The 24321-nt window shown below is 73.7% G+C and carries 22 protein-coding genes and 2 pseudogenes; 11 read left to right on the top strand and 13 right to left on the bottom strand.

Annotation, left to right across the window (positions count from 1 at the left end; translation table 11 throughout):
* Window positions 1–19 precede the first annotated feature (19 nt).
* From IE294_RS10065 to crtI, 3 genes are read right to left on the bottom strand one after another with little or no spacing between them, the layout of a single operon-like run.
* Entirely contained in the window at window positions 20–1063 is a 1044-nt protein-coding gene (locus tag IE294_RS10065) for a DUF5914 domain-containing protein (protein WP_189884423.1), read from the bottom strand.
* The gene (locus IE294_RS10060; protein ID WP_189884421.1) at window positions 1033–2055 is read right to left on the bottom strand and encodes a phytoene/squalene synthase family protein; all 1023 of its coding nucleotides are present in this window, start codon (window positions 2053–2055) and stop codon (window positions 1033–1035) included. Before IE294_RS10060 ends, IE294_RS10065 begins: the two co-directional genes overlap by 31 nt.
* Complete coding sequence (gene crtI, locus IE294_RS10055) at window positions 2052–3593, bottom strand: phytoene desaturase family protein (protein WP_189884420.1); 1542 nt, start codon at window positions 3591–3593, stop codon at window positions 2052–2054. The genes IE294_RS10060 and crtI overlap by 4 nt, the downstream gene beginning before the upstream one ends.
* Window positions 3594–4086: 493 nt before the next feature.
* On the opposite strand from crtI, the gene IE294_RS10050 reads away from it, so the two are divergent.
* The 6 genes and pseudogenes from IE294_RS10050 (at window position 4087) to IE294_RS10025 (ending at window position 9328) form a co-directional block, all read left to right on the top strand.
* Complete coding sequence (locus tag IE294_RS10050) at window positions 4087–5274, top strand: lycopene cyclase family protein (protein ID WP_189884419.1); 1188 nt, start codon at window positions 4087–4089, stop codon at window positions 5272–5274.
* 64 nt (window positions 5275–5338) lie between these two features.
* Entirely contained in the window at window positions 5339–6055 is a 717-nt protein-coding gene (locus IE294_RS10045; protein ID WP_189884418.1) for a class I SAM-dependent methyltransferase, read from the top strand.
* 57 nt (window positions 6056–6112) lie between these two features.
* Window positions 6113–7624: pseudogene (locus IE294_RS10040) on the top strand (FAD-dependent oxidoreductase).
* Window positions 7625–7773: 149 nt separating this feature from the next.
* On the top strand, window positions 7774–8226 hold the full coding sequence (locus tag IE294_RS10035) for a hypothetical protein (protein ID WP_189884416.1): 453 nt from the start codon (window positions 7774–7776) through the stop codon (window positions 8224–8226).
* 80 nt (window positions 8227–8306) lie between these two features.
* On the top strand, window positions 8307–8783 hold the full coding sequence (locus IE294_RS10030) for an MSMEG_6728 family protein (protein WP_189884414.1): 477 nt from the start codon (window positions 8307–8309) through the stop codon (window positions 8781–8783).
* A 92-nt stretch (window positions 8784–8875) separates the two neighbouring features.
* On the top strand, window positions 8876–9328 hold the full coding sequence (locus IE294_RS10025; RefSeq protein ID WP_229917093.1) for a hypothetical protein: 453 nt from the start codon (window positions 8876–8878) through the stop codon (window positions 9326–9328).
* 103 nt (window positions 9329–9431) lie between these two features.
* On the opposite strand, the gene IE294_RS10020 is transcribed toward IE294_RS10025, so the two are convergent.
* The 8 genes from IE294_RS10020 to IE294_RS09985 all read right to left on the bottom strand — a co-directional run bounded on the left by IE294_RS10020 (window position 9432) and on the right by IE294_RS09985 (window position 13225).
* Window positions 9432–9593, bottom strand: coding sequence for a hypothetical protein (locus tag IE294_RS10020; protein WP_189884412.1), 162 nt, complete (start codon window positions 9591–9593; stop codon window positions 9432–9434).
* Window positions 9594–9727: 134 nt separating this feature from the next.
* Window positions 9728–9940 (bottom strand): helix-turn-helix domain-containing protein, encoded by a 213-nt coding sequence (locus IE294_RS10015; protein WP_189884410.1) that lies wholly within the window; start codon window positions 9938–9940, stop codon window positions 9728–9730.
* A 32-nt stretch (window positions 9941–9972) separates the two neighbouring features.
* Window positions 9973–10131, bottom strand: coding sequence for a hypothetical protein (locus IE294_RS10010; RefSeq protein ID WP_189884408.1), 159 nt, complete (start codon window positions 10129–10131; stop codon window positions 9973–9975).
* Window positions 10128–10643 (bottom strand): hypothetical protein, encoded by a 516-nt coding sequence (locus IE294_RS10005; protein WP_189884406.1) that lies wholly within the window; start codon window positions 10641–10643, stop codon window positions 10128–10130. Before IE294_RS10005 ends, IE294_RS10010 begins: the two co-directional genes overlap by 4 nt.
* A 314-nt stretch (window positions 10644–10957) precedes the next feature.
* The gene (locus IE294_RS10000) at window positions 10958–11533 is read right to left on the bottom strand and encodes an Rv1733c family protein (protein WP_189884685.1); all 576 of its coding nucleotides are present in this window, start codon (window positions 11531–11533) and stop codon (window positions 10958–10960) included.
* Window positions 11534–11658: 125 nt separating this feature from the next.
* Window positions 11659–12495 (bottom strand): rod shape-determining protein, encoded by an 837-nt coding sequence (locus IE294_RS09995; RefSeq protein ID WP_189884405.1) that lies wholly within the window; start codon window positions 12493–12495, stop codon window positions 11659–11661.
* The gene (locus IE294_RS09990; RefSeq protein ID WP_189884403.1) at window positions 12492–12866 is read right to left on the bottom strand and encodes a TraR/DksA family transcriptional regulator; all 375 of its coding nucleotides are present in this window, start codon (window positions 12864–12866) and stop codon (window positions 12492–12494) included. The genes IE294_RS09995 and IE294_RS09990 overlap by 4 nt, the downstream gene beginning before the upstream one ends.
* Window positions 12867–12913: 47 nt before the next feature.
* Window positions 12914–13225, bottom strand: coding sequence for a TraR/DksA C4-type zinc finger protein (locus IE294_RS09985; RefSeq protein WP_189884401.1), 312 nt, complete (start codon window positions 13223–13225; stop codon window positions 12914–12916).
* Window positions 13226–13560: 335 nt separating this feature from the next.
* On the opposite strand from IE294_RS09985, the gene IE294_RS09980 reads away from it, so the two are divergent.
* The 5 genes from IE294_RS09980 to IE294_RS09960 all read left to right on the top strand — a co-directional run bounded on the left by IE294_RS09980 (window position 13561) and on the right by IE294_RS09960 (window position 21317).
* On the top strand, window positions 13561–14514 hold the full coding sequence (locus tag IE294_RS09980; protein WP_189884398.1) for a HAMP domain-containing sensor histidine kinase: 954 nt from the start codon (window positions 13561–13563) through the stop codon (window positions 14512–14514).
* A 2-nt stretch (window positions 14515–14516) separates the two neighbouring features.
* Window positions 14517–15218 (top strand): response regulator, encoded by a 702-nt coding sequence (locus IE294_RS09975; protein WP_189884396.1) that lies wholly within the window; start codon window positions 14517–14519, stop codon window positions 15216–15218.
* Between the two features lie 708 nt (window positions 15219–15926).
* Window positions 15927–18179 carry a protein translocase subunit SecD gene (gene secD, locus IE294_RS09970; RefSeq protein ID WP_189884394.1) on the top strand — a complete coding sequence of 751 codons (2253 nt, stop codon included), beginning with the start codon at window positions 15927–15929 and terminating at the stop codon, window positions 18177–18179.
* Between the two features lie 695 nt (window positions 18180–18874).
* Window positions 18875–19489 (top strand): lasso peptide biosynthesis B2 protein, encoded by a 615-nt coding sequence (locus IE294_RS09965; RefSeq protein ID WP_229917091.1) that lies wholly within the window; start codon window positions 18875–18877, stop codon window positions 19487–19489.
* A gap of 10 nt (window positions 19490–19499) precedes the next feature.
* A complete protein-coding gene (locus IE294_RS09960) occupies window positions 19500–21317 on the top strand; it encodes an asparagine synthase-related protein (protein ID WP_229917090.1) in 1818 nt (605 codons plus the stop codon).
* Here IE294_RS09960 and IE294_RS09955 read toward each other — a convergent pair.
* Window positions 21301–22593: a hypothetical protein gene (locus IE294_RS09955; RefSeq protein WP_229917089.1), complete on the bottom strand. Its 1293-nt coding sequence runs from the start codon at window positions 22591–22593 to the stop codon at window positions 21301–21303. The two genes, IE294_RS09960 and IE294_RS09955, sit on opposite strands and share 17 nt — an antisense overlap.
* Window positions 22594–22881: 288 nt before the next feature.
* A pseudogene (locus IE294_RS09950) lies at window positions 22882–24133 on the bottom strand (SpoIIE family protein phosphatase).
* Window positions 24134–24321 lie beyond the last annotated feature (188 nt).

Here is a 24321-nt window from a genome sequence, read left to right as displayed (position 1 = left end):
GTCGCGCCGGTGGCGGCGGTCAGCCGGGGAGGCGTCCCGCGGAGCGGAGTTGCCAGCGTCGTTCGGCGTAGGCGAGGTCGTCGCGCCACAGGCGCCCCGAGGCCGCGCGCACAAGCGGTCGCAGCAGTGGCGCCGCACGGCGGACGACGGCGAAGCCCGGCCGGTCGGAGGTGGCCACCACCGCCTCGGTCACCGCGGTCCGCGGCCGGCCCCGCTGGTCGGGACCGAGCGGTGTGGCATGGGTCTCGACGACGGAACCCGTGCCCTCACCCTCGGTGATGCGCATGACGACCGTGCGCGGTTCCGGGGCGGTGAACACGGCGCGGACGGGTACGACCAGGCGCCCCGCCACCTTGAAGGAGACGTCGACGGTGAAGGCGTCCTCGGTGCCGTTCCCGGAGCCGTCGGGTGATCCGGCCACCGCGAGATCGACGAACGAGTACGGGTGCAGCCACGCGCCGTGCCACGGGTCCAAGCGGTTGGCCACGACGTCCTCGGCCTCGCAGACCCCCGTGCCGGTGTAGACGGCTGTCAGCGCGCGGGCCCGCTCGGGCCGCCGCACGACGACCGGTGCGTCCGACGGGGCCTCACCGCCCACCTCGTCCAGCCGGACCCACAGCAGCAGGCCGTCGTCGTGCACCGGCAGCGGAGCCCAGCCCGCGTGCGGGCTGCCGTCCAGGGCCAGCCCGTGCCAGTGGCACCTCAGGGTGCCGCAGCGCACGGGACTGTCCCGCAACGGCGCCCCGAGGTGCGGGCAGGCACCGGGGCCGCCCACCGGACGGCCGTCGGGACCGCGCCACACGACCACCTCCCGGCCCGCCACGGTCCCCGCGAGCGGACGGTCGCCGCGGAGGCCGCCCGACGCACCGACGACGTACCAGTTGCCGGACGGCCGGGCCCGCGCCCGTTTCAACGCCCCCGCGATCACCCCCGGCCTGGCATCGCGCCAGGTCGGCCGCTGACGCTCCCACGGCACCGGCCGCCGGCGCAGCGACAGCGGAAGACGACCGCGGCGGCCGGGCGGGACGGGGTTCACACGACCTCCGCCGCCGCCGGAGGGCATGATCCGCCGAGCTCCGGGGTGGGCATCGGGCGCGGTGCCGCGGGTCGCCGGAACGGACGCCCGGCACGCAGCCGCGCGCCGACCGCCCGCACCAGGCCGTCGGCGGCGACCGCCACGCGCCGCCGGTGCGGGACCACCGCGCGGCGGTGCAGCACCGGGTAACCGTCCCCGGCGACCGCGTCCAGGATGCCGCCGTACAGGACGAACGCGGTGCGGATGCAGGGACGGGAGACCGGGTCCAGCATGCCGAGGCCGGGGAGCGCCTCCCGGTAGACGCCGCGCGTCAGCGCCTCGAACTCGCGTAGCGCGGCCGTGATGCGAGGCTCGGGCCGGCCGGTGTCCCGGCTCCACCGCAGCAGTTCCCGGTCCACTCCGTGGCCCGCGAGCAGATCGGCGGGCAGGTAGACCCGCCCGCGGTCCAGATCCTCGCCCACGTCCCGGAGGAAGTTGCTGAGCTGGAAGGCGACGCCCAGCGCCGCCGCGTACGGCGCGGCCTCCTCGCGCGGCACCACGGTGCCCAGCACCGGCAGCATCTGTAGCCCGATCACCGCGGCCGAGCCGTGCATGTAGCCCCGCAGGTCGGCATAGGTGGCGTAGTCGGTCACCGTGAGGTCGGCGCTCATCGCGGACATGAAGTCATGGAACAACGCGTGCTCGATGCCGTACCGGTGCGCGGTGTCGGCGAGCGCCAGGACCACCGGCTCGCCACTGTGCCCATGGCGCAGTCCGTGCCCCAGGCTCCGCCGCAGTTCCGTCAGGGCCGCCGCGCGCCGCCCGGTGTCCGCGCCGGTGCCGAGGGAGTCGACGATGTCGTCGGCCCAGCGGGCGAAGCCGTACAGGGCGTGCACGGCCGGCCTGCGGTCGACGGGCAGCAGCCGGGTGGCGAGGAAGTACGTCCTGCCGTGCCGCGCGTTCAGGGCGCGGCAGTGCCGGTACGCCGCACGCAGCGCCGGATCGCCGATCCCCGCCGCGCACAGTTCACGGTCCGTCATGTGGTGGTCTCCTTCACGCGCGGGGGAGGGGCGGAGGGCCGGGAGAGTGCGGGACGCGGAAGACCGGTGATCCGCGCGGCGGCGAGTTTCCCGGACAGCAGCACGGTCGGCACGCCGACGCCCGGCGTGGTGCCGCAGCCGGCGAGGACGGCGTTCTCGGTGCTCCGCACCAGGTTCCGCGGCCGGAACGGCCCCGTCTGGGCGAAGGTGTGGGCAGCCGAGAAGGGCGTCCCCGCGGCATGGCCGGCGGCCCGCCAGTCGGCCGGGGTGACGAGACGCTCCTCCTCGACGCCGGCCTCGATGCCGTCCAGACCACGCCGCTCCAGCTCCCGCAGCAGCGTCTGCCGGTAGCGGGGGCCGAGTTGGCGCCACGCGGCGGCATCCGGCCCGATGTCGGTGTTGGGGCAGGGCGCGAGGATGTAGTGCAGATGGCGGCCCGGCGGTGCGAGCCGCGGATCGGTGGCGGTGGGCCGGGTGACGAGCAGGGAAGGGTCGCTCATCAGCCGGCCGGTGCGCGTGAGTTCGGTGAACGTGGTGTGCCAGGCCGCGCCGAAGAACAGCGTGTGGTGCGCGAGCTGCGGCCAGGTACGGTCCGTTCCGGCGTGCAGCACCACGGCGGACGGTGAGTGCCGCAGGCGCAGCGGACGCCGGGGGGAACGGCCGAGGAGCCGGTAGGCGACCGGGAGGTCCGGGGTGAGCACGACGGCGTCGCAGGGGATGCGGTCCTGGTCCGTGACGACGGCGGTGACGCGCTCGCCCGAGCGTTCCAGACGGGTCACCTCCTGCCCGTACCGCAGGTCGGCGCCGGCCTCGGCGGCGGCGTCCGCCATGGCCCGCGGCAGGGCGTGCATGCCGCCCCGGGGGAAGTACACGCCCGCGACGGTGTCCATGTAGGCGATGACCGCGTAGGCGGCCAGCGCGCGGGCCGGCGGCACACCCGCGTACAGCGCCTGGAAGGAGAAGACCCGGCGCAGCCGTTCGTCCGTGAGGAAACGCCCGATCCGGGCGTCCAGCCGGCCGAAGCCGCCGAGCGCGGCCAGCCGGGCCAGGTCGGCGTTCAGCAGGTTCCACGGGGAGTCGAAGTTGACGTCGATGAATCGGCGCATCTGCACCCGGTGCAGCTCGCCCAGCCAGTCGCGCAGCCGCCGGTACCCCGCCGCCTCACCGGGACCGGCGAAGCGCTCCACCTCCGCCGCCATCGCGTCGGCGTCGGTGTGCACGTCGAGCGTGCTGCCGTCCGCGAAGCGGGCCCGGTAGGCCGGGTGCAGGGGAAGCAGTTCCACCCTGCGGTGCAGGCTGTCGCCGACGGCCGCGAAGGCTTCGTCGGCGAGTTCGGGCATGGTCAGCACGGTGGGACCGGTGTCGACCTGGTAGCCCCCGAGACCGAGGCGCCCGGCCCGGCCGCCGGGCAGGGCGTCCCGCTCGACGACGGTGACGCGTCGACCGGCGCCCAGCAGGTGCAGCGCGGCCGACAGCCCGGCGAGGCCGGCCCCCACGACGACGACGTGGTCGGTGCGTCCGGGTAGCGTGCGCGTCACCGGCCGGTCTCCTGCGCCCGGGAGCGTGCCGGGGACAGGGGCCCTGGAGACGCCGGGTCCTGTCCTCGGCCCCGATCCGGCCCGGGGCGAGGGTGCCTGCCGTCACCGGCCGCCGCCGCACCGGCCGCGCGAGCGGGCAGCCGGCGCCGCCGCCCTCCCGCGCCGGTTCCGCCGTCCCGGCGCACCCGGACGGGGGATCCCGGCGAGAACGCCGGGCGCGGGGCGGGGGGCGGCGCGACCGCATGGTGTTCCTTCGCCTGTGTGGGGCGCATCCTGTTCCTCTCGTCGTGGTCACAAGCGGCTCCGTCACCACGTCTTCGCCGGGCGGGCCCGCGGCACCGGCCGCGACGCGGCCGGCCCGCTGCGGCGATGCCTTCCACGTCGCCCGCCCGCCGTGACCCCGCGTGCCGCATCCGGGTGACCCGCGTCCGCTCGGGCACGGTGGCGGGAAGAGTCGCAGGGCACGTGCACGTACAGCACGGAAGGAGCCGTCGTGTTCGAGGCGGAGGTGGCCGTTCTGGGCGGCGGAGCCGCCGGCCTGTCCCTGGCCCACCGTCTGGCCGGGCACGTGCGGGGGCTGCGGACGCCGACCGTCGTCCTGGTCGACGCGCCGCCGGGCCCCCTGCGCGCACCGCGCCGCACCTGGTGCTTCTGGGAGCCGGGCCACGGGCGTTTCGACGCCGCGTTGACGGCCTCCTGGGAGCACCTGCGCGTACGGCCCCCCACGGGCGGCCCGATCGAAGGGGACCTCGCGCCGCTGCGGTACAAGATGATCCGGTCCGACGACTTCGAGGGCCTGGTCGGGCGGGACCTGGCGCGCAGCCCGAACGTGCGGCGGCTGGAGGCCGCCGTCGAGACGGTGGAGGACGTCGAGGGCGGAGCCCGCGTCCGGGTGCGGAGCGCCGACGGCGCGACCCGTGTGCTCACCGCCCGCTGGGTGTTCGACTCCCGGCCGCCCGGCAGCCTGCCCGCCGCCCGCACCACACTGCTCCAGCACTTCCACGGGTGGTTCGTCCGCACCGCACGACCGGTCTTCGACCCCGGCACCGTCGACCTCATGGACTTCCGCACCCCCCAGCCCGCCGACGGCCTCTCCTTCGGCTACGTCCTGCCCGTCGGACCGCACGAAGCCCTCGTCGAGTACACGGAGTTCTCACCCCGGGCCCTCACCGCCGGCGGTTACGAGGCGGCGGTGCGGCACTACGTCGACGACGTGCTGCGCCTCGGCGACACACAGGTCCTCTCCACCGAGACGGGCGTCATCCCGATGACGGACGCGCCGATGCCCCGGCAGGTCGGAGCCTCCGTCTTCCGCATCGGCGCCGCCGGCGGCGCCACCCGCCCGTCCACCGGCTACACCTTCGCCGGTCTGCAACGCCAGACGCGGTCCGTCGCCGCCGCCCTGCGCCGGGGACAGCGGCCGGTGCCGCCTCCCGCCCACTCCGCCCGGTCCCGCGCCATGGACGCCGTACTCCTGCGCGCCCTGGCCACCGGCCGGGTCGACGGTCCCGCGCTGTTCTGCCGCCTGTTCGCCCGCGTACCCGCCCCCCGGCTGCTGCGCTTCCTCGACGGACGCACCCGCCTGCGCGAGGACCTCGCCGTCGGCCTGCGCACCCCGGTCGGCCCGATGCTCCGCTCGGCGCTCGAACTGCCCCTCCTGCCCCGCCGTCCCTTCGACTGACGCACCCGTCCCACTTCGCCGCCCCTTCGACCGATCACCCCGATCGCACCGACCTGGAGACCGCATGACGCTGCTGCGCGACGAGGACCTCACCGCCGCGTTCGACCACGCCGCCCGCGGCTACGACGCGCTGGTGGCCGCCAACCCCGGTTACCACGCCCACCTCCGGCGCTCGGTACGCCGTCTCGGCCTGCCCGGGGCCGGAGCGGGCCTGCGCCTGCTGGACCTCGGCTGCGGCACAGGCGCCTCGACGGCCGCGCTCCGCGCCGTCCTGCCGGCCGCGCGCATCACCGCCGTCGACGCCTCCGACGGCATGCTGCGGCGGGCCGCCACCAAGCCCTGGGCGGGGGAGGTGACCTTCGTCCGGGCACCGGCGGAACGCCTGGCCGATGCGGGCGTGACCGGACCGTTCGACGCCGTCTTCGCCGCCTACCTGCTGCGCAACGTGTCCGATCCCGACGCCGTCCTCACCGCCGTACGGGACCTGCTCGTGCCCGGCGGCCGGCTCGGCGTGCACGAGTACACCCTCAGCGGGCGACGCGTCGACCGGGCGGTGTGGACCGTGGTGTGCCGGGGCCTCGTGCAGCCCGCGGCGTCCGCCCTCGGGGACGGCGGGCTGTACCGCCATCTGTGGCGCAGCGTCGTCGAGTTCGACACCGTCGACCGCTTCGCCGCCCGCGTCCGCGCGGCCGGCTTCGAACGCGTCCGGGCCCTGCCCCTGCCGGGCTGGCAGACCGGCATCACCCACACCTTTGTCGCACGGCGCGCGGAGAGCGGCTGATGACCGCGGCCGAGCCGCTGGACGGCACCCGACCGGGCCGGGGACCGGCGGGCCCGGATACTGCCGGCGCCCCCGGCGGGCGGTGCGTCGACGGGGCCCGCCCCACCGCCGCCGTCGTCGGCGGCGGCCTCGCCGGCCTCGCCGCCGCCACGGCACTCGCCGAACGCGGGGTGGCCGTGACGGTGTACGAGCGGCAGCCGTACCTCGGCAGGCGCGCCGGGGCCGGCCGACCACCCTGCGGGGCGGCACCCCGGTGACCATGAGCCGAGGCTTCCACGCCTTCTTCCGCCAGTACTCCAACCTGCGCGGGCTGCTCCGCCGTACCGACCCCGGCCTGCGGCGAGAGACCGGTCTGCCCGACCACCCGCTGCTGCACGCCGGCGCAATCCGCGACAGCTTCCGCCACGTCCCGCGCACGCCGCCGTGGAGCGCGCTCGGCTTCGCCGCGCTCAGCCCCGCCTTCACCGTGCGGGACCTGTGCCGCATGGACCCGGTCGCGGCCCTGCCGTTGCTCGACGTCCGCGTCCCCGGCATCCACGACCGGCTCGACCACGTCAGCGCCCATGCGTTCCCCGACGCCGTCCGCTGCCCCGAGAAGGCCCGGCACCTCGCCTCCGAGGTGTTCTCGCGCAGCCTCTTCGCCGACCCCGGCAGCTCTCGGCGGCCGAGATGGCGCTCATGTTCCACATCCACTTCCTCGGCTCGGCGGAGGGCCTGCTGTTCGATGTGCCCCGCGCGCCCTTCCCGGCCCGCCCTGTGGGAGCCCCTGGCCGGCTACCTGCGGCGGCACGGCGCCGAGGTGCGCACCGCCACGGCCGCCGAACACATCGCGCCGGGGCACACCGGCGGTTACCAGGTCGCCTCGGACCGGGACGAGCGGCACCACGACAGCGTGGTCCTCGCCCTGGACACCGTGGGCCTGCGCCACCTCGTCGCCCGCTCGGACCTGCTGGGCGACGCCCGGTGGCGCGAGCGGATCGCACGGTTGCGCAACGCCCCGCCGTTCCTGGTGACCAGGCTGTGGCTGGACCGCCCCGTGGCCCCCGAACGACCGGGATTCCTGGGTACCGGCGGATTCGAAACCCTGGACAGCGTCAGTGTCCTGGAGCGCTGGGAGGACGAGGCCGCCTACTGGGCCGCGCGCACCGGGGGTCCGTGGTGGAACCGCACGCCTGCGCGGTACCGGCCGACGCCGCCCGGGACGTCGAGGAGAAGCGTCTGATCGAACAGATGCACCGCGTCTACCCCGAGACGCGCGACGCCACGATCGTCGACGCCCGCCACGAATGGCGCGACGACTGCCCCCCGTTCCCGGTGGGCGGCTACGGCGACCGGCCCACCGTCCGCAACCCCGGACCCCCTCTCGTGGTGGCCGGTGACATGGTCCGCACCGGCCTGCCCGTGGCCCTGATGGAACGGGCCGCGACGGCCGGCTTCCTCGCGGCCAGCGCCCTGCTGGAGCGGTGGGGCGTGCGGGGAGTGACCCTGTGGACGGTCCCACGGCACGGCCGGAACGCCGTACCGCGGCGCCTGGCCGGCGCCGCCGCCCGGGGCCCCGGCACTCGGTGAACGCCCGTCGGCGGGCGGTGAGCCCGGGGGAGCGCACGGCCACCCCCACGCGACGCCCCGTCACCCGTCCGGCCCACGCCGCACACGGTCACCCGGCGCGACGGGAAGGGATGCGGGGACCGAAGGCGCCACAGCACCCAGGGAGTGCCATGAACGAGTACCAGGGCGGGCCCGACCACCGGTACCGCCGCCCGGAAGGTGTCGACGACCTGACCGTCGAAGCCCTCGGATCGCTGTCGAAGGCACTGGAGACCACCGAGCGCGCCCGCGGCCATCTGTACAGCTTCCACCAGCTGACCGGCGGGGCCGACCTCGAACTGGAACGGGCGGTACGGCTGCTGCGCGCGGCCGGGCACGCCGAGTGGGCGGCGAAGGCGGAGGCCGAGATCCTGGGCCGCGACGTCATCCCCGGTCACTGGACGTTCCAGATCATCGAGGCATACAACGACACCTACTACCGGCCGTTCCAGGAACTGGAACGCAGCGTGGTGAACGCACTCGCGCAGGGCCGGGACCACCTGTACGAGGCGGAGATGAGGGAGGGGCGTCGCATCCTCGGGCGGCCCGGCCGCACGGCGGGTCCCCCAACCGCGGACGGCTGACCGCCACGGGCGAGGCGGCGCGACCCGCCGAGCGACCCCGCACCATCCGAACCCTCCGCACTCGCTCCAGGACGGGGACCATGCAGACGTTCCTGCCCGACGCCGACTTCCGGCGCTCCGCCCTGATCCTGGACCGTCGCCGCCTGGGCAAGCAGCGGGTCGAGGCACTCCAGGTGCTGCGCGGCCTGACCGTTCCCGGGTACGGCTGGCGCAGGCACCCGGCCGTACGCATGTGGAGCGGCTACGAGGAGGCCCTCGTCCGCTACGGGCTCGAAGTGTGCCGGGTCTGGCGCGAGCAGGGGCACCAGGACAGCTGTGCCGCGTCACTGGTCGCCGGATACGCCGCAGGCCGTCCGGGCGCACACGTGCGCGACCAGCCCGCTCTCGCCGCCGCGGGCGAACTCCCGCCGTGGCTCGGTGACGAGACCTTCCACCGCAGCCACCAGTCCGCGCTCGTCCGCAAGGACCGGGACACCTACGCACCCGTGTTCCCCGGCGTCCCGGACGACCTGCCCTACGTGTGGCCCTCCTCCGACCGGGAGGGGACGACCGCCTGACCGGGGCGTCGCAGGACGCACAGCCTGCGCGTCTTCCACGCCGGTGGACCGGGTAGGTCCGTGCGCCGGGCCGCGCTCGGTACGCTTCTGGCATGTCATCGCCAACACCGCCCGCATACGGCGTCCCCTCCGGCACCCCCGTCCCCACCGCCCCGGCCCGCCGGTCGCACCGCTCCTTGGCCGTCGCCCTGGTCGCGGGGCTCGTGCTCGGCGCGGGCGGAGTCGGCACCGCCTGGGCGCTCAGCGGCGGGGACGGCTCCGCCGACAGCGGCGCGGCCGGAGACGCCCGCCGATCGTGCGAGGCTCTACAGGGCTTTCACGAGTCGGACCTCGCGGCCGACGGGGCCAAGAGAGACATCGCCTTCAACCGCCTCGGCGCCGCCGGCGTGCTGTCCACCGCGGCGGCGGCCGGTGATCCCGAGTTCAAGCCGTTGGCCGAGGCCATGGGCCGGGTGCAGAACCGGCTGGTCCGCTTCGCCGACTTCTCCGAGCCCGAGGCGCGGAAGGAACTGAAGACCGCCCGGTCCGAGTGCGCCGGTCTCTGACCGACGTCCGGGCCGCCGTCCTGCCGGCCGTGACGGACCCGGGCCGCGACTCGCTCATGGCGGGTACCGGCGCCGAACCGGCCTGCCGCTCATCGGGGTTGGGTCACACCCCCGGCCCCGACCGGCGGGCGCGCAGCTTGCCGAAGAGTCGCTGGGCCTGGGCCCGACGGCGCGGATCGGCCGCGGTACGGCGTACTTGTTCGATCGTGCGCCGACCCTGCGGACTGTTCGCGAACTGCTTGAGTCGTTGCAGAACTCCAGACATGACACTCCTTCCGCCAGGGGTGCCCTGCTCTCGTTGGGGGCCCCACGAGGTTCGGCTACCCGGAAACCGATGGTCCAGCCGCTGCCGGGCCGAGGCGAAGCAGCCGCGCGCCACGCCGATGCCCGACGTGGCCGCTATCGCGCCGAGTGGGCGCTGCCGGAGCGGACATCGCCTCCCCGTGCCCTGAGGGGCGCGCCGGCTTCGGTGAGCACGCGATGCACGAAGCCGTACGACCGGCCATGAGCCTCGGCTATGGCGCGGATCGACCGCCCCTCCCGGTACTCCCTGGTGAAGGCTTCCGCCAACTCCTTGCGCGCGCTGCCCGTTATCCACTTGCCCTTGTCCACGGAGAATCTCCTCCAGCGTCACCGAAACTTGATCACCGGCTTCCCGCGTCGACGCGACTCATGCGGGGCGAGTACGAGATCAGCCCACCGAACTCTCCTGCCCCGGTGAAGAACGGGAAGAGCCGCCGAAGTCCCGGTTCGCCGGCCGCCGCGTCCAGGAGCGCGAGGAAGGGGAGCAGTCCGTTGCTCACTCCGCCGGCCGCGCCACTGCCCGCCGACGCGGGGCCTGGTCGTCGGAGACGTCCGGGGAGGGGAAGCGGAACGGCACGCCGAGGTGGCCGGCCGGCGCCCGGCCGGCCCCGGCGGCGGCGGTTCGCGGAGGCGGGGCGTCACGACGGTGGTGGACGGTCGCCAAGTGGCCTTCCCCGTCCGGATCCTCCAGGACCGCGATCAGCAGCACGAACCAGTCGTGCACCGTGTCGCCGTCCCACAGAGCCTCGATCGCGGCCACACGGCCCGGGAGAGCCGCGGCACGGGCGGCGAGTGAGGGGACGTCGAGCGGATCGGGCGGTGTGCGCCGCACCTGGTCGGCGAGAACCTCGTAGCGCGCGTGGACCACCCGCTCCGCGTCGGCCAAGCCCAACCCCGACGGGCGCAGGGCGTTCCACACGGACCTGACCGCCGGCAGGCGGCGGTCCCGCAGCACGTCGGCGTCGACCTCCCGGCGAGTCCGTTCCTCCAGACAGGCCCACCAGCCGCTCACCGGCTCACCGGCCGGAATTCCCGGGTGCGTGTCATGGCCTCGAACGTACGCCAGGCCGCCGTGCGACGCAGCCGGGTTCCGTGATGAGTGACACCGGGTTGTCCCGAACTCGGCCGCCGGGACGGCGCGAAGGCGACCGACGCTCCGCCGCCGCTTCCCACGACTCGGTGTCTCGTCACGGAGTTCGGCGAGTTCGGTGAGTTCGGGCGTCTCGGCGACCACTCGGTCGAGTGCCTCGGCGGCGAGCGGCCGACGGCCTCCCACTGACAGTGGCCGGCACGGGAGACCAACGAGCCCCCTTGGCCGGCCGGGAGCTACGGCGACGTGGTCCAACGGGGTGCCGTCCGGGCCCAGGCGGTGTCCCACGCGGCGAGGTTGCGGCGCTGGATGACGCGGCAGGCGGCGCCGTAGGCGGCGGCCGCGGTGACGTGGACGCCAAGGGTGGCGATGAGGGCCGATCCCATGGCGCGGCTGCGGATCTCACTGGGGCTCAGCGGTGGGTCCGTGAGCGTTCCGTCGGTGCCGACCCAGACGCGGACGGCGCTGCCCTTGGCCAGCGCGGGCCGGACCTCGGCGGTGGCGGTGCGGGTGTGCCCATGGGCGTCGGTGAAGCGGACCTCGGCCGGGTAGCGGGTCTTCCTGGCTTCGGCGGAACCGGGTTCGGGGTGGCGCCGGGCGTCCTGGAGGAGGATGGCGGTGGTGTGGTGGCGGGTGGCGGCCTGGTGCCGGGCGGTGCGGGCGTAGTGGCGGTGGGCGGCGTCGCCGACGAGGACCATGGCGGCGGGGGTGGCTGCCAGCGCGGCCAGCAGCAGGCCGAGACCGATCCATGCCTGGACCAGGTCGGTGCGGCGGCACAAGGGATTGCGTCTCAGGCGCCGGGGCATGACCACGGACGACTCCTCGTGAGGTGGCGGTATGCGGCCGGGCACGTGTCCTCCTCCCGGCGGTGGACGCGGCGGATGCCGAGCCGGGGAACCCGGGGGTGCGGGCGCGGCCCGAGGCTGTGTCTCGCGGATCATCCAGGGGCCTGGTGGGGACGGACAGCCGACGGCAGCGGGCCGGAGGCGGAGGGGTGGGTGTGGGCGGCTTGCAGGAGTCTGGCGGCGCCGCGGACCGATGCGGTGTGCGGGGCCGGGACCACGCGCATCGGCAGGTGCGGCTGCTCGGTGAGGTGGCGGGTGATCTCGGCACGCAAGGCACCCCCACCGGCCAGCAAGATGCCGCGGCGCACCGCGTCGGCGGTGAGCGAGGTGCGGTCCTGCCGCAGCATCGCGCTCAGCATCGAGGCCACCGCCCCGGCGATCTCCTCCGGTGTGGTCGTGTCGTCCAGATCGCTGGTGCCCAGGGCGGTGCGGCGCGCGTCGGTGATGTCACCGTCGCCCAGCAGCACCACCTCGGTGAGGTGGGCGCCGATGTCCACCACCATCAGCGGACGGGACATGTCCGCGCCGGCCGCCACGGCGATGGCCCGGGCGCTGGGCACGGTCAGCACGCCGCGCGGCCGGAGCACGTCGACCGCGGTGCGGGCCTGGGTGCGGTAGGCGACGCCGTCCAGGACGGGAGAGGTGACGATGACCAGGGGGCGGACGAAGCGCGGCAGGCGGTGGGCGAGCAGGCGTCGCAGCATGCGGGCGCACCCCGGGGTGTCGATGATGGCGCCGCGCTGGATGGGGTGGACCGCGCCGGAGCCCGGGAAGGTCACGGTGGGTACGTCGACGACCACGCCCTTTCCGGCGATCCAGGCCCGGGTGCGGGCACTCCCCATGTCCAGGGCGATGCCACAGCAGCGCCGGCACAGCGGCCACGGCCGGTGCCCGGCAGCGGTGCTGAGAGGAAGGTCGATGCCGGTCATGGGATGGCCTCCCTGACCTGCTGGCAGCGGGCGCAGTAGCGGCACTGCGGCACGATCATCAGCCGTTCCCGGTCGATGGGGCGCCGGCACAGGTGGCAGGTGCCGTACGAGCCGTCGTCCAGGCGTTCCAGGGCTGCCTCGACGTCGGCGAGAACCATGCGGGCGGACGCGGAGAGCTTGACGCGGACCTCTGTCTGCGCGGCGGCCTGCCGTTGCAGCCGGTCCTCGGCGCGTGAGGTGACCGGTCCGGCGAGTTGCAGCAGTTGCTCCTGGCGGAACAGGCGCTGGTCCTGGAGGTGCCGGCGCAGTGCGGCGAGGTCCTCGGCCGACAGGTGGGTCGTGCTCTGGCCGATGGTCTGGTGGTTCACCACTTCACCCCTTCGGGGGCAGGGGGGCTGGGGGTCGGCGCGGGCGGTGGTCAGGTGGCGCGGCGCCGGCAGGCGACGCAGCAGCGGGTGTAGGGGAGGATCTCCAGCCGTTCCGCGGGGATGGGCTTGGCGCAGTCCTGGCAGGTGCCGTAGGTGCCGTCGTCGATGCGGGCGAAGGCTTCCTCGATCTCCTTCAGGACCCGCTTCATGGCGCTCTTCTGCTCGGACAGCAGGTACGCGTCCGTGGTCTGCCCGGTCTCGTCGAGGGCTTGGAGCTGGGCCAGCCGGGAGGCGCGGGCGTGTTCCAGGTGCCGTCGGGCCTCGTCCGGATGGGGTTCGGCCCGGGTGACGTCGAGTGACATGGTCGGTCCCTTTCGCGGCGGCGCACAGCGCGGCGGCGTTGCCGAGCCGGCGCTTGTCGTGGTCGGTGATCGTGTGCCTCCCACCCTGGCCGGGCCGGCGGCGGACACCTATCGGGCGCGGGCCCCATCTACGCCGGGTCACGCGACCCATACGGACGGGCCATGGGTGGTGCGCGCCCCGGGAAATGGGGTCCAGGCCCCATCGACGCGGCGCGCGCGACGGGGGACGCTGGCCGCAGGCGCACCCGAGCGCCCCGGTACCGTGGACGCGGTGGGGCTGCGCGATGGCGACAGTGGAGGTGGAGCGAGCTTGTAGAAGGGGAGGCGTCGGGCCGGTGTCCTTGTTCTGGCGGATCTTCGCCCTGAACGCCGTCGTGCTGGGCACGGCGACCGCGCTGCTCCTGTGGGCCCCGGTGACCGTCTCCGTGCCGGTCCTGCTCACCGAGGCCGTCATCCTGGTCGGCGGCCTGGTCGTGATGCTGGTCGCCAACGCCGCGCTGCTGCGGTTCGGCCTGGCCCCGCTCGACCGGCTCACGAAGCTGATGACCACCGTGGACCTGCTGCGCCCCGGCCAGCGTCTGCCCGCTTCCGGAGGCGGCGAGGTCGCCGAGGTGATCCGCACGTTCAACGCCATGCTGGAGCGGCTGGAACACGAAAGGGCCACCAGCAGCGCCCGGGCCCTGCTCGCCCAGGAGGCCGAACGCCGCCGCATCGCCCAGGAGTTGCACGACGAGGTCGGCCAGAGCATGACCGCGATCCTGCTGGGGCTCAAGCGGGCCGCGGACGACGCACCGGCGGCACTGCGGGAAGAGCTGCACGAGGCGCAGGAGATCACCCGGGAGAGCCTCGACGAGGTCCGTCGCCTGGTACGCCGGCTGCGGCCCGGCGTGCTGGACGACCTGGGTCTGGTCAGCGCGCTGACCTCGCTCACCGAGGACTTCGCCACGCACACCGGGCTGCGCGTCAGCCGCCGTTTCGACGCCGACCTGCCCGCCCTCGCGCCGGAGACCGAACTGGTCCTCTACCGCGTCGCCCAGGAGTCGCTGACCAACGTCGCCCGGCACGCGGACGCCCAGCGGGTCACGGTCGCCCTGCGCCACGCCGACGACAGCGTGGTGCTGACGGTCACCGACGACGGCTCCGGCATCAAGGCCCCCCGCGAAGGCGCCGGCATCCGCGGCATGCGCGAGCGGGCCCTGCTCATCGGGGGCAGCCTTGAGATCACCCCGGCAGCCGGTACCGGCACCCGCGTCCAGCTCACCGCGTCCGTTCCCAGGAAGCAGCCCTGACCATGCCCGACGCCACGACCTCCCCGACCGGGACACCGCCCTGGAGGGCGTCCCGGAGCACGATCCGCATCCTGCTCGCCGACGACCACGCGCTGGTTCGCCGGGGTGTGCGGCTCATCCTCGACCAGGAACCGGACCTGGAGGTGGTCGCCGAGGCCGGTGACGGCGCCGAGGCCGTCGAACTGGCCCGCACCCGTGACGTCGACCTGGCCGTCCTGGACATCGCCATGCCGCGCATGACCGGCTTGCAGGCCGCCCGGGAACTGGCCGTCCTCAAGCCGGGTCTGCGGATCCTGATGCTCACCATGCACGACAACGAGCAGTACTTCTTCCAGGCTCTGAAGGCCGGCGCGAGCGGGTACGTGCTGAAGTCGGTCGCCGACCGGGACCTGGTCGCCGCGTGCCGGGCCGCGATGCGGGACGAACCGTTCCTGTATCCCGGCGCGGTCACCGCCCTGATCCGCAACTACCTGGACCGGGCCCGACGCGGTGAGGAAGCCCCCGATCAGGTCCTCACCCCCCGCGAGGAGGAGGTCCTGAAGCTGGTGGCCGAGGGGCACTCGTCGAAGGAGATCGCGGAGCTGCTGTTCATCAGCGTCAAGACGGTCCAGCGGCACCGCGCCAATCTGCTCCAGAAGCTCGGTCTGCGCGACCGCCTGGACCTCACCCGCTACGCCATCCGCGTCGGCCTGATCGAACCCTGATCCCCCGTCCGGTCCCCGCCGGCAGTCGCCCGCTCCCGGACCCGACACCTGCGCCCGGCCGGCACCCGCACACCACGACGAGAGGGGAGGGGCATGCAGCACCCCGCGCGCACCGCCCCCTGCCGACGAAGTGCCCGGCTCTCCGTCGTCGCGGTACTGGCGACCGTCGCCGCGATGTTGCTGACCGCGGTCGGCCTCACCGGCCCTGCGGCTATGAGCGGTCCTGTGGCCGTGAGTGGCTCCGCGGTCATGAGCGGCCCCGCGGGCACGAGCGGACCTGCGGGCACGAGCGGACCTGCGGTCATGAGCGACCCCGCGCCCCCGAGCGCCCCCGTGGCCGTCCCGGCGGCAGTAGCGGGCCACCACTGGGACGCCGCGCCACGCGCCGACGACGGGTGTGACGCCCTCTGCATCGTCCGGGCGGCACCGCGCCACGAGCAGCACCGCGAGCATCCGGCTCCGCGCTGCCACCTCGGCGCCTGTCCCCAGGGCACGGCCGTCACCCCGCCCCGCCCGGCACGGCTCATGGAATCGGCCGGGCGCATCCTCTCCTCGGACCCTCACGCACCCCGTGACCGTGGACGGGCACCGCCCCAGGCATCCGGCACCTGACCCTTCCCCTCTTTCGTTCACCGCGCACCTCGCCCCCGGGCCGCGGCCTGTCTCCGGCCGCCGCCGTGGCCGTGGTGTGCCCGCCGGAGGCCCCCGTTGACCCGTTCTCCCCGGGTGAGAGCGTCGCTCGCCCTCGCCGTGATCGCCGTATCGCTGTACATCGCCGTCACCGTGCCGGTCCGCCTCGGACTCGACCTGCGCGGCGGCACCCAGATCGTGCTTCAGACCCGGTCCACCGCCACCACCGACGCCGACCGCGCGGTCACCGACCGCACCCTGGAGGTGCTGCGCGGTCGCATCGACGCGCTCGGCGTCGCCGAACCCACCCTCGTCCGCTCCGGCGACGACCGCATCCTCGTCGAACTGCCCGGCGTGCAGGACCCGAAGAAGGCCGCCGACGTCCTGGGCCGCACCGCGCAGCTCACCTTCCACCCGGTGCTCGGCACCGCCGCCGGCGTGGACGACGGCTCCCGGCCCCTGCCCGAGCGGCCCCGGGAATCCGTCCTGCCCGATGAGTCCGGCACGCCGCTGCGCCTCGGTGCCTCGGCCCTGACCGGCGCGCACGTCAAGGAAGCCGCCGCCCGCTTCGACCAGCAGGGCGGCGCCGGATGGCACGTCACCGTCGGGTTCGCGGGCGCCGGCCGGGACGGCTGGGCCCGGCTGACCGGCGAGGCCGCCTGCCACCCGCCTGGTGCCCCGGAACGGCGGGTGGCCATCGTCCTCGACGGCAAGGTCATCTCCTCACCGCAGGTCGACCCGTCCGTGGCGTGCGGGACCGGCATCCGCGACGGCGCCACACAGATCACGGGCTCCTTCGGCGCCGAGGAAGCCCGCGAGCTGTCCCTCCTCATCAACGGCGGAGCTCTGCCCGTGCCGGTCGAGACCGTCGAACAGCGCACCGTCGGCCCGACCCTGGGCGCGCGGGCCATCACGGCAAGTGCCTGGGCGGCGGCCATCGGTACGGCGCTGACCTCGCTGTTCATCATCGTCGTCTACCGGCTGATGGGGGCGCTGGCCGCCGTCGCCCTGGTCTGCTACGGCCTGGTCTCCTACGCCGCTCTGGCCGTGCTCGGCGCCACCCTGACCCTGCCGGGCCTGGCCGGCTTCGTCCTGGCGATCGGCATGGCCGTGGACGCCAATGTGCTGGTCTTCGAACGGGCCCGCGAGGAGTACGCGGCCCGCCGCCCCAGTGCCCGCTCGGCGCTGGCAGCCGGGTTCCGCAACGCCCTCAGCGCGATCGCCGACTCCAACATCACCACCCTGATCGCCGCCGCTCTGCTGTTCTTCCTCGCGTCCGGGCCCGTGCGGGGCTTCGGTGTCACCCTCGGCATCGGCGTGCTCGCCTCCATGTTCAGTGCCCTGGTGATCACCCGGGTGCTCGCCGAGTACGCCGCCGGCCGTCCCGGCCTGCGCCGCCGCCCCCACCTCACCGGCATCGCGACCACGGGCGCCGTCCGCGACCGGCTCAGCCGACGCGCTCCCCACCCCATGCGCCACCCACGCCGCTGGCTGGCCGTGTCCGCCGCCGTGCTCGTCCTGGCCGCGTCGGGCATCGCGGTGCGGGGCCTCGACCTCGGAGTGGAGTTCACCGGTGGCCGCCTCATCGAGTACGCCACCGGCGCCCCCGTCGATGCCGACCGGGCCCGCACCGCGCTCGCGGAGGCCGGATTCCCCCGGGCCGTCGTGCAGTCCTCCGGCGACAGCGGCCTGACCGTGCGCACCGACCCGCTGACCAACGCCGAGGAGGCCGAGGTGACCGGCACCGTACGCGACCTCGCCGGCGGGGCGGACAAGGTCCGCGACGAACTGATCGGCCCCAGCCTCGGGGAGGAGCTGCGCCGTGGTGCCCTGATCGCGCTCGCCGTCGCCCTCGGCGCACAGCTCGTCTACCTGACGGCGCGATTCCGCCTGCTCTTCGGCACCGCCGCGGTCGCGGCCCTCGCCCACGACGTGGTGATCCTCGTCGGTGTCTTCGCCTGGCTCGGCAAGCCCGTCGACGGGGTGTTCCTGGCAGCCCTGCTCACCGTCATCGGCTACTCGGTGAACGACTCCGTGGTCCTCTTCGACCGCGTCAGGGAACTCGCCCGCGAAGCCACCGGAAGACCGCTGTCCGGCATCGCGAACCAGGCGATCCTCCAGACCCTGCCCCGCACCGTGAACACCGGCATGGGCGCCGCCTTCATCCTCACCGCCCTCGCCGTGCTCGGCGGGTCCTCGCTCACCGACTTCGCCCTGGCCCTGCTCATCGGCCTCGCGGTCGGCACGTACTCCTCCGTCTTCACCGCCGCTCCCGTGGCCGTGGAACTCCACCGGCGCGGCGACCGGCCCCGCCCACCCCGTCGCCCCTGATGCCGACCAGCGGATTGCGCCCTTCACACGGTGGTGACGACCGTGGACGCCATCGCCTGAAGCCCGCTGGTGCGGCACCACCCGGGCAGACGTATCGCGACGAAGAGGATGTCAAGTTGCGGTGCCGTCAAGCCGGTCCACTCCCTTTCCGTTCGGTGCGGTGATGGACCGAGTCGGGCGACGAGAACCACGACTGCGGTGCGATCATCATCCCTCTCGTCAACGGCAGCCGTTACGGCATCGCCGCGCTCTCGGGGCGGACGGCAGCTTCACCCTCTCCGTGCGGGGGTGGCGCCTGCATCCTCCAGTGCCGCACACCGGACGACAGGACCGGCGAGGCCACCGTCACCACGGAGGGCGACAGTCCGACGCGAGTTTGTCTGCGCGTGTGAGACAAGCCATCACCGCGACCGGCTCCAGCCTTGGCGCCGGTCGCGGTGATGCTCCCGCGAGGGGATCGGGGCGGAGCGCCATCACCTGGGTTGCGAGGCATTCGGGCCGGAGTAGCCTGGAGTTGATCGACGCCACCCGGTTCTGGAGGTAGGCGATGTTGATCCGATTCCTGCGGCGCCGTATGCCGCGTGGCCTTGTCCTTCTCGGCGGCGGCCGTCTGATCCGGGGTTTCAGCGGCGGCGACTACGACGGTCACGGATATCAGTCCTGACACCGTGCGCCGGGGCGAGGGAGGTCGTGCGGTGACACAGGACCCTGACGCCCTGGACGCCATGACACGGATCCTGTCACCGCACTGCCGCGTCACCAGGCTGCCCTCAGGGGCGCTCATCGCCGACTGGAAGCGCACGCGATTTCTCGGCATGACGGCGGCGGACGTCGAGAAGTTCGCCGCCGAAAGCTCCGAGGAGCGCGCGGAACTCGTCACCGGTCTCGTCCGAGCCGGATGCGCGAAGGCCCGTCGGCAGGCGGATACGGACGCCGAGGTGGGGCTCTGGCTGCGCAGCGGACACCTGCTGATCCGGACGCTCGGCTTCGGACGCGTCCTGCGGCTCCTGCCCTTGGTCGCCCCTCAGTACGCCCGAACGGACACCCCGTCCACGGCGGACGTCGCGCGCTTGAAACGAGCGGTGCAAACAGCCGGTCGGAGAAGCTGGTTGGTCAACGGCGACTGCAAGACCGAGGCCGTCACGGCCTTCGTCCTGTTGCGGCGGCGCGGCTTCCAGGCCGTACTGCACGTGGGCGTGCGCGAGCACCCGTTCGCCCTGCACGCCTGGACGTCCGCGGCCGGCCTGAGCATCCCGGACGCCGATCCGCGAGGGCACGCCTTCACACCGGTCCTCTCGGTCGGCTGCTGAGGGCGCCGGCGTGGAAGCGCTCCGAGTCGAGTTCACCGGGGACGCACCCCGGCTCCGGACGGACCAGGCCATGGTGCGGCGGGGACTGGTGACGACGGTGTCCTCACCGGCCGGCACCGCCGCGGTCGTCGGCTGGGCCGGCTCGGTCCACGACCGCCTGGCGGGCGCCCGCGCCCTCCTCGGCGCCTTCGCCCGGCCGGGGCCCGAACCGGCACTGCCCATCGGCGACTTCGCGGCAGTCCTGGTGTGCCGGGACCGCGTCCTGCTGATACGGGACGAGCAGGCGCGCATCCCCTTGTTCGCCAGGCAGTCCGGTGGCCGGGTGAGCGCGGTGAGCACCTCGGCGCGCGGCCTGGGCAGCGCAGCGGAGCTGGAACGCCGCTACTTCTGCCGGTACCTGACCGGGAACATGGCGCAACCGCACACGGAGCTGAGCCCGTTCACCGGGGTGCGCCGGATCCTCGGCGGCGAGGTGGTGGAGCTCTCCGTCACCGGGCGGATGCGCGGCCGGCGGCTGAGCCGCACCGCCGGGAGCACCGTCGGCCCGCCGGTGGCGGTGACGGACGGATGCACTCCCGGGCAGCAGCTGCGCCGCGCGCTGGAGCGCGCTGTCGGGCGCCGCCTCGGCCGGACGGTCGCCTGCCATGTCTCCGGCGGCACCGACTCCACCAGCGTCGCGTTGCTCACGGCCCGTCTGCTCGCCGCGGGCCAAGAGGGCGGTACCGGGGACCTGGTCCTGCTCGCCGGGCGGTTCGGCGGGGGAGAGCTGGCCGGGGAGCGGCCGTACCTGGACGAGGCGGTGGAGGCGGTCCGCGCACTGGCACCCGGCGCCCGCCCGGTGATCGTCGACGCCGACGACGTCGCCGACTTCGACGACTTCCCGCACCATGCCGGGGACGCCGACGAGCCCCATGCCCACGCCTTCCGCGCCCCCTTCTGGAGCAGGCTGCACGCCGCCGCGGCCGAGTTGGGCTGTGACACCCTCCTGACCGGATGCGGAGCCGATCCGATCGTGGACGCCAACCCGTTCCATCTGCACCGGCTGGCCCGCTCCGGACGGCTCCGGGAGATGACGAGTCAGGCGCGGGCCCGCGCCGCGGCGGGCGAACAGGGAGTGCGCGACATCGTCCGCACCCACGTCGTACAGCCGGCGCTTCCGCTGACCTGCGAACGGATCAACAGGCTGGTCCACCGCGGCACGGTCCTCGGGGGCCTCGGCCACTTCACCCGCCCGCCGTGGCTGCGGCGCGGATTCGCGCGGGCGCACGGCTACCGCGCGGCCGGCGCCGCGGAGAGCCGGTTCCTGTTCGGGCGCGAGCCGGAGCAGTCGCTCTACGAGGCGGCCAACTACCTCGCCGCGCCCGACCCGCTGTCCTGGCGCTGCGCCCCGCGGAACGGCTTCTTCCTCTCCCACCCCTTCCTCGACCCGGAGGTCGTCGCCACGATGCGCCGCCTGCCCACCGAAGCCACGTTCCGCCCCGGCTGTCCGAAGGCGGTTCTGCGCGAGGCCATGGCGGACATGCTCCCGCCCCGGATACGCGGCCGAACGGACAAGATCCCCTTCAACGAGCCGTACGTCCATGGTCTGCGGGCACACGGCGACGACCTCGTCGACCTCTGCCGCTCCGCACGGCACCCGCTCATCGCGGAGATGTTCGACATCGACACACTCTGCCAGGCGGTGCGGGAGGCTCAGCTCGGCATGGGCGACTCCGCCTCCTGGGACCGTATGAACGGCTCGCTCGCTCTGGTGGTGTGGCTTGAGGGACTGCTGGACGAGCGTGCCGCGGCACCCGGCGCGACCGTGCCGGTCATGGTGGGTTCTTGATGTCCGACAGGGGTCGTTCGACCGGGCCCGTTTCGACCTGACGGACGCCGTACCGGCCTTCCACCGCTTCCTGGGACTCGTCCTTGCCGTCCGCCGTGCTGATGGTTTCGAGCAAGTTGACGCCATGGGTGCCGAACCGCCAGTACACGGTCATGTACCGAGGCTTTCTCGTCTTGTCGTCGATCGCGTTGTTCTCGTGCACACGGCTTCCGTAGACGATGGAGTCGAAATCCTTGCGCGTCCTGAGCCACTGGGGGATCTGGGCACCACGCCAGCTGTACCCGATGAACCTGAGGTTCTCCAGGCGGGATCGGTCCTTGCGTGTGAGGTGCGCGCTGGCATAGAACGCCAGCTGGTCGTACGGGGTGTTCATGGGAAGTTGCACGACCACTCGGGAGGAGAACGTGTCGCTGGCGTAGATCCAACCTCCGTACGGCATCCATGGCTGCGCTGACACCAACTCGCCGGGCTGGTGCATCTCCCTGCGGGAGACCGGATTGACCTCCTCGAACTTCGCCCACTGCTCGGAATCGGTTCGCCACTGCTGACGGAGCCGGTCCTGCGAGCTCAGCGGCACCCGCTCCGCCATGGCGTGGAATTCGGTGCCCAGGACGTAGAAGGCCGCATCGCTGCGGTTCTCGATCGTGATGTCCACCGGCACGGAGAACGCCTTGCGATCCGGATTCGTGATCGGCTTTCCCACGGACAACCTGAGGACAGGACGTACTTCGCGCTGGGACGGCAGGTAGAGGTTCTGGTAGCCGAAGTTCGCCACCGCGATGACCGTGGTGACGATCAGTGTCGCGGCCACCCGCTTCGGAGCGGGGATGTCGACCGATGTACGGCACACCGCGCAGACAGCGTATGCCGAGCCCGCCGTGAGCGCGCCGAACAGCGCCTTGAAGAACGCGGAATCGCCATCCTTGAGAATTTCCGCCAGCACGAGGAAGTTGGTCAGCAAGGCCGCGAACGAGCCGATCAGCGTCACCAGTCCGGAGTAGCGAAAGCTCTTCCACAGCCAGTGGTCAGCGGCTGCGACGGTGCCCAGCAGCGTGGTGAACGCGACGGCGATGAGTACGGCACCGGTGATGCGCCCGGCGAAGGTCAGCGCCCCGACGAAGTCGTCGATACCGAACCAGCCCAGCAGCCCGGTCGTCGCGAGGAGAACCAGCACGATCAACGCCAAGGAGATCCGCGACGGTCTGCCTTTTGCCTTCGCCAGCGTCCGTTGCGCCCTCTGGTGCGAGCTGGCGGGTGAGTTGCCGTAGATCTTCACCAGACCACCGCCGGTAAGAGTCCCACGGCTCCGAACCGGCCCGTGTCCACGCTGTCCACGGTGTGCCTCCTTCACAGACCCGCAGCGGACCGGGAGATCTGCCACCGGCGACGCGTACTCATCCTCCGTGGTGATCGGCCCGCTCGCCATCCGCGTGCCTCCGGACGGGGAGCCGCGACCAGCCGGCCCTGGGAGTTCCTCGGTCCGCGTGGCCGTGGCGACGGTGAGCGCCAGGTCCTCGTCGCCGGGCGTCCGCCGACAGGGGCCGGCGGGCAGGCTGGTCGCTGGTCAGAGCCGGGCGACGACCAGCGCGATGTCGTCGCGACCGCCGCTTGAGACGCCGGGGCGGGCCAGGACGGTGTCGGCGAGTCGTTCGGTGCCGAGCCGGCCGCATTCACTGAGCGCGTCGGTCAGGCGTCCCAGGCCGGCGTCGATGTCCTCGCCGCGGCGCTCGATCAGCCCGTCGGTGTACGGCACGAGGGTGTCGCCGGGTCTGTAGGGCAGGCTCGCCTGTGGGCGGGGGACGTGCTGGGGGCGGGCGCCGAGCGGTGGGTCGGTGGCCTGGTCGAGCAGCTCCCGGTCGCCGTCGGGGTGGAGGAGTATCCACGGCGGGTGGCCGGCGTTGCTGTAGGTGATCAGGCGGCTTCGGGTGTCGGCGAGCACCTGGACGGCGGTGGTGCCCAGGGCGTCCTCGACGGACCGGGCGTACGGGCCGGGGACTTCCAGCGTCTGGGCGGGGCGTTCCAGGGCGCGGGTGGCGGCGGACAGGGCGCTGCGGAGCATGCCCATGACGGCCGCGGCCTGAAGGCCGTGGCCGATGACGTCGCCGACGGCCAGGCGAGCCGGTCGGGCGGGATGTCGACGACGTCGTACCGGTCACCGCACACGTTGAGGGAGCCGGTGGCGGCGGGTAGCGCACGGTCACATCGGGGGGTGCTGGGCCAGGTCAGGGGCATGGAGCACGGCTTCCTGCAAGGCGAGGGCGACCTCGCGTTCCCGCGTGTGGGCCTGGCGCAGTTCCTCGTTCAGCCGTTGCAGTTCCCGCGCCCGTGCGTACAGCTCGGCCTCCAGCGCCTGGGTGTCCTCCAGGTACTGGCCCACCCGGACGGCGGCGGGCTGCGCGGCCTGGTGGGCCTTGACGAAGGCGGTGACGTCCTCGACCCGGTGGATGATGTAGGCGACCTGCCCGTCCGGGCCCAGGACGGGAGTGTTCACCGGGGACCACCACCGTTCCTCGAAGACACCGGGCCGGTCCATGACGGGGATGTCGTACTTCTGCAAGCCCATCGTGCCGGGCCGGCTGGTGGCCAGGACCCGGTGCAGGGAAGCGTCGAGGTTGCGGACCCCGTCGGCCTCCGGGTCGGCGGGGTTGTCGGGGAACGCGGTGAAGGTGTGCAGGCCGAGCAGGTCCTCGCGGGTGCGTTCGGTGGCCTCCAGATGGGCCTGGTTCCCATCGACGATGATCAGGTTCGGGCCGAGTACCGGGTACGGGCTCGGTGTGGCGGCGAAACAGTGCCGCGTGATCAACCCGCGATGCCACCGGCGGCACTCCCTTCCGGCCCCCACAGCCCTCACCCTCGACTTACGGTCCGTCCTCCGCCCGCGCCCGCCGTCTCCTCCCCCTCACCCCCCCCGCCCGGCCACACACCAGGGAGAACCGCGTGGCGGCTCCCCCCCCGTTCGGCCGACAGCACCGGCAGCGCCTCGCCCGGCGTACGGGCGCGGCGG

Source organism: Streptomyces canarius, assembly GCF_014650735.1.
Lineage (GTDB): Bacteria > Actinomycetota > Actinomycetes > Streptomycetales > Streptomycetaceae > Streptomyces > Streptomyces olivaceoviridis.
Note: the sequence above shows the minus strand (reverse complement) of the source record. Positions and strands in the feature narration are given on the sequence as shown.

Excerpts from the sequence above, each read along its gene's own strand:
- IE294_RS09985 (WP_189884401.1), bottom strand. The coding sequence starts at position 13,225 with ATGTCACTCGACGTCACCCGGGCCGAACCCCATCCGGACGAGGCCCGA.
- IE294_RS09975 (WP_189884396.1), top strand. The coding sequence starts at position 14,517 with ATGCCCGACGCCACGACCTCCCCGACCGGGACACCGCCCTGGAGGGCG.
- IE294_RS10020 (WP_189884412.1), bottom strand. The coding sequence starts at position 9,593 with ATGTCTGGAGTTCTGCAACGACTCAAGCAGTTCGCGAACAGTCCGCAG.
- IE294_RS10035 (WP_189884416.1), top strand. The coding sequence starts at position 7,774 with ATGAACGAGTACCAGGGCGGGCCCGACCACCGGTACCGCCGCCCGGAA.
- IE294_RS10025 (WP_229917093.1), top strand. The coding sequence starts at position 8,876 with ATGTCATCGCCAACACCGCCCGCATACGGCGTCCCCTCCGGCACCCCC.
- IE294_RS10065 (WP_189884423.1), bottom strand. The coding sequence starts at position 1,063 with ATGCCCTCCGGCGGCGGCGGAGGTCGTGTGAACCCCGTCCCGCCCGGC.
- IE294_RS10030 (WP_189884414.1), top strand. The coding sequence starts at position 8,307 with ATGCAGACGTTCCTGCCCGACGCCGACTTCCGGCGCTCCGCCCTGATC.
- IE294_RS09995 (WP_189884405.1), bottom strand. The coding sequence starts at position 12,495 with ATGACCGGCATCGACCTTCCTCTCAGCACCGCTGCCGGGCACCGGCCG.
- IE294_RS10060 (WP_189884421.1), bottom strand. The coding sequence starts at position 2,055 with ATGACGGACCGTGAACTGTGCGCGGCGGGGATCGGCGATCCGGCGCTG.
- IE294_RS10045 (WP_189884418.1), top strand. The coding sequence starts at position 5,339 with ATGACGCTGCTGCGCGACGAGGACCTCACCGCCGCGTTCGACCACGCC.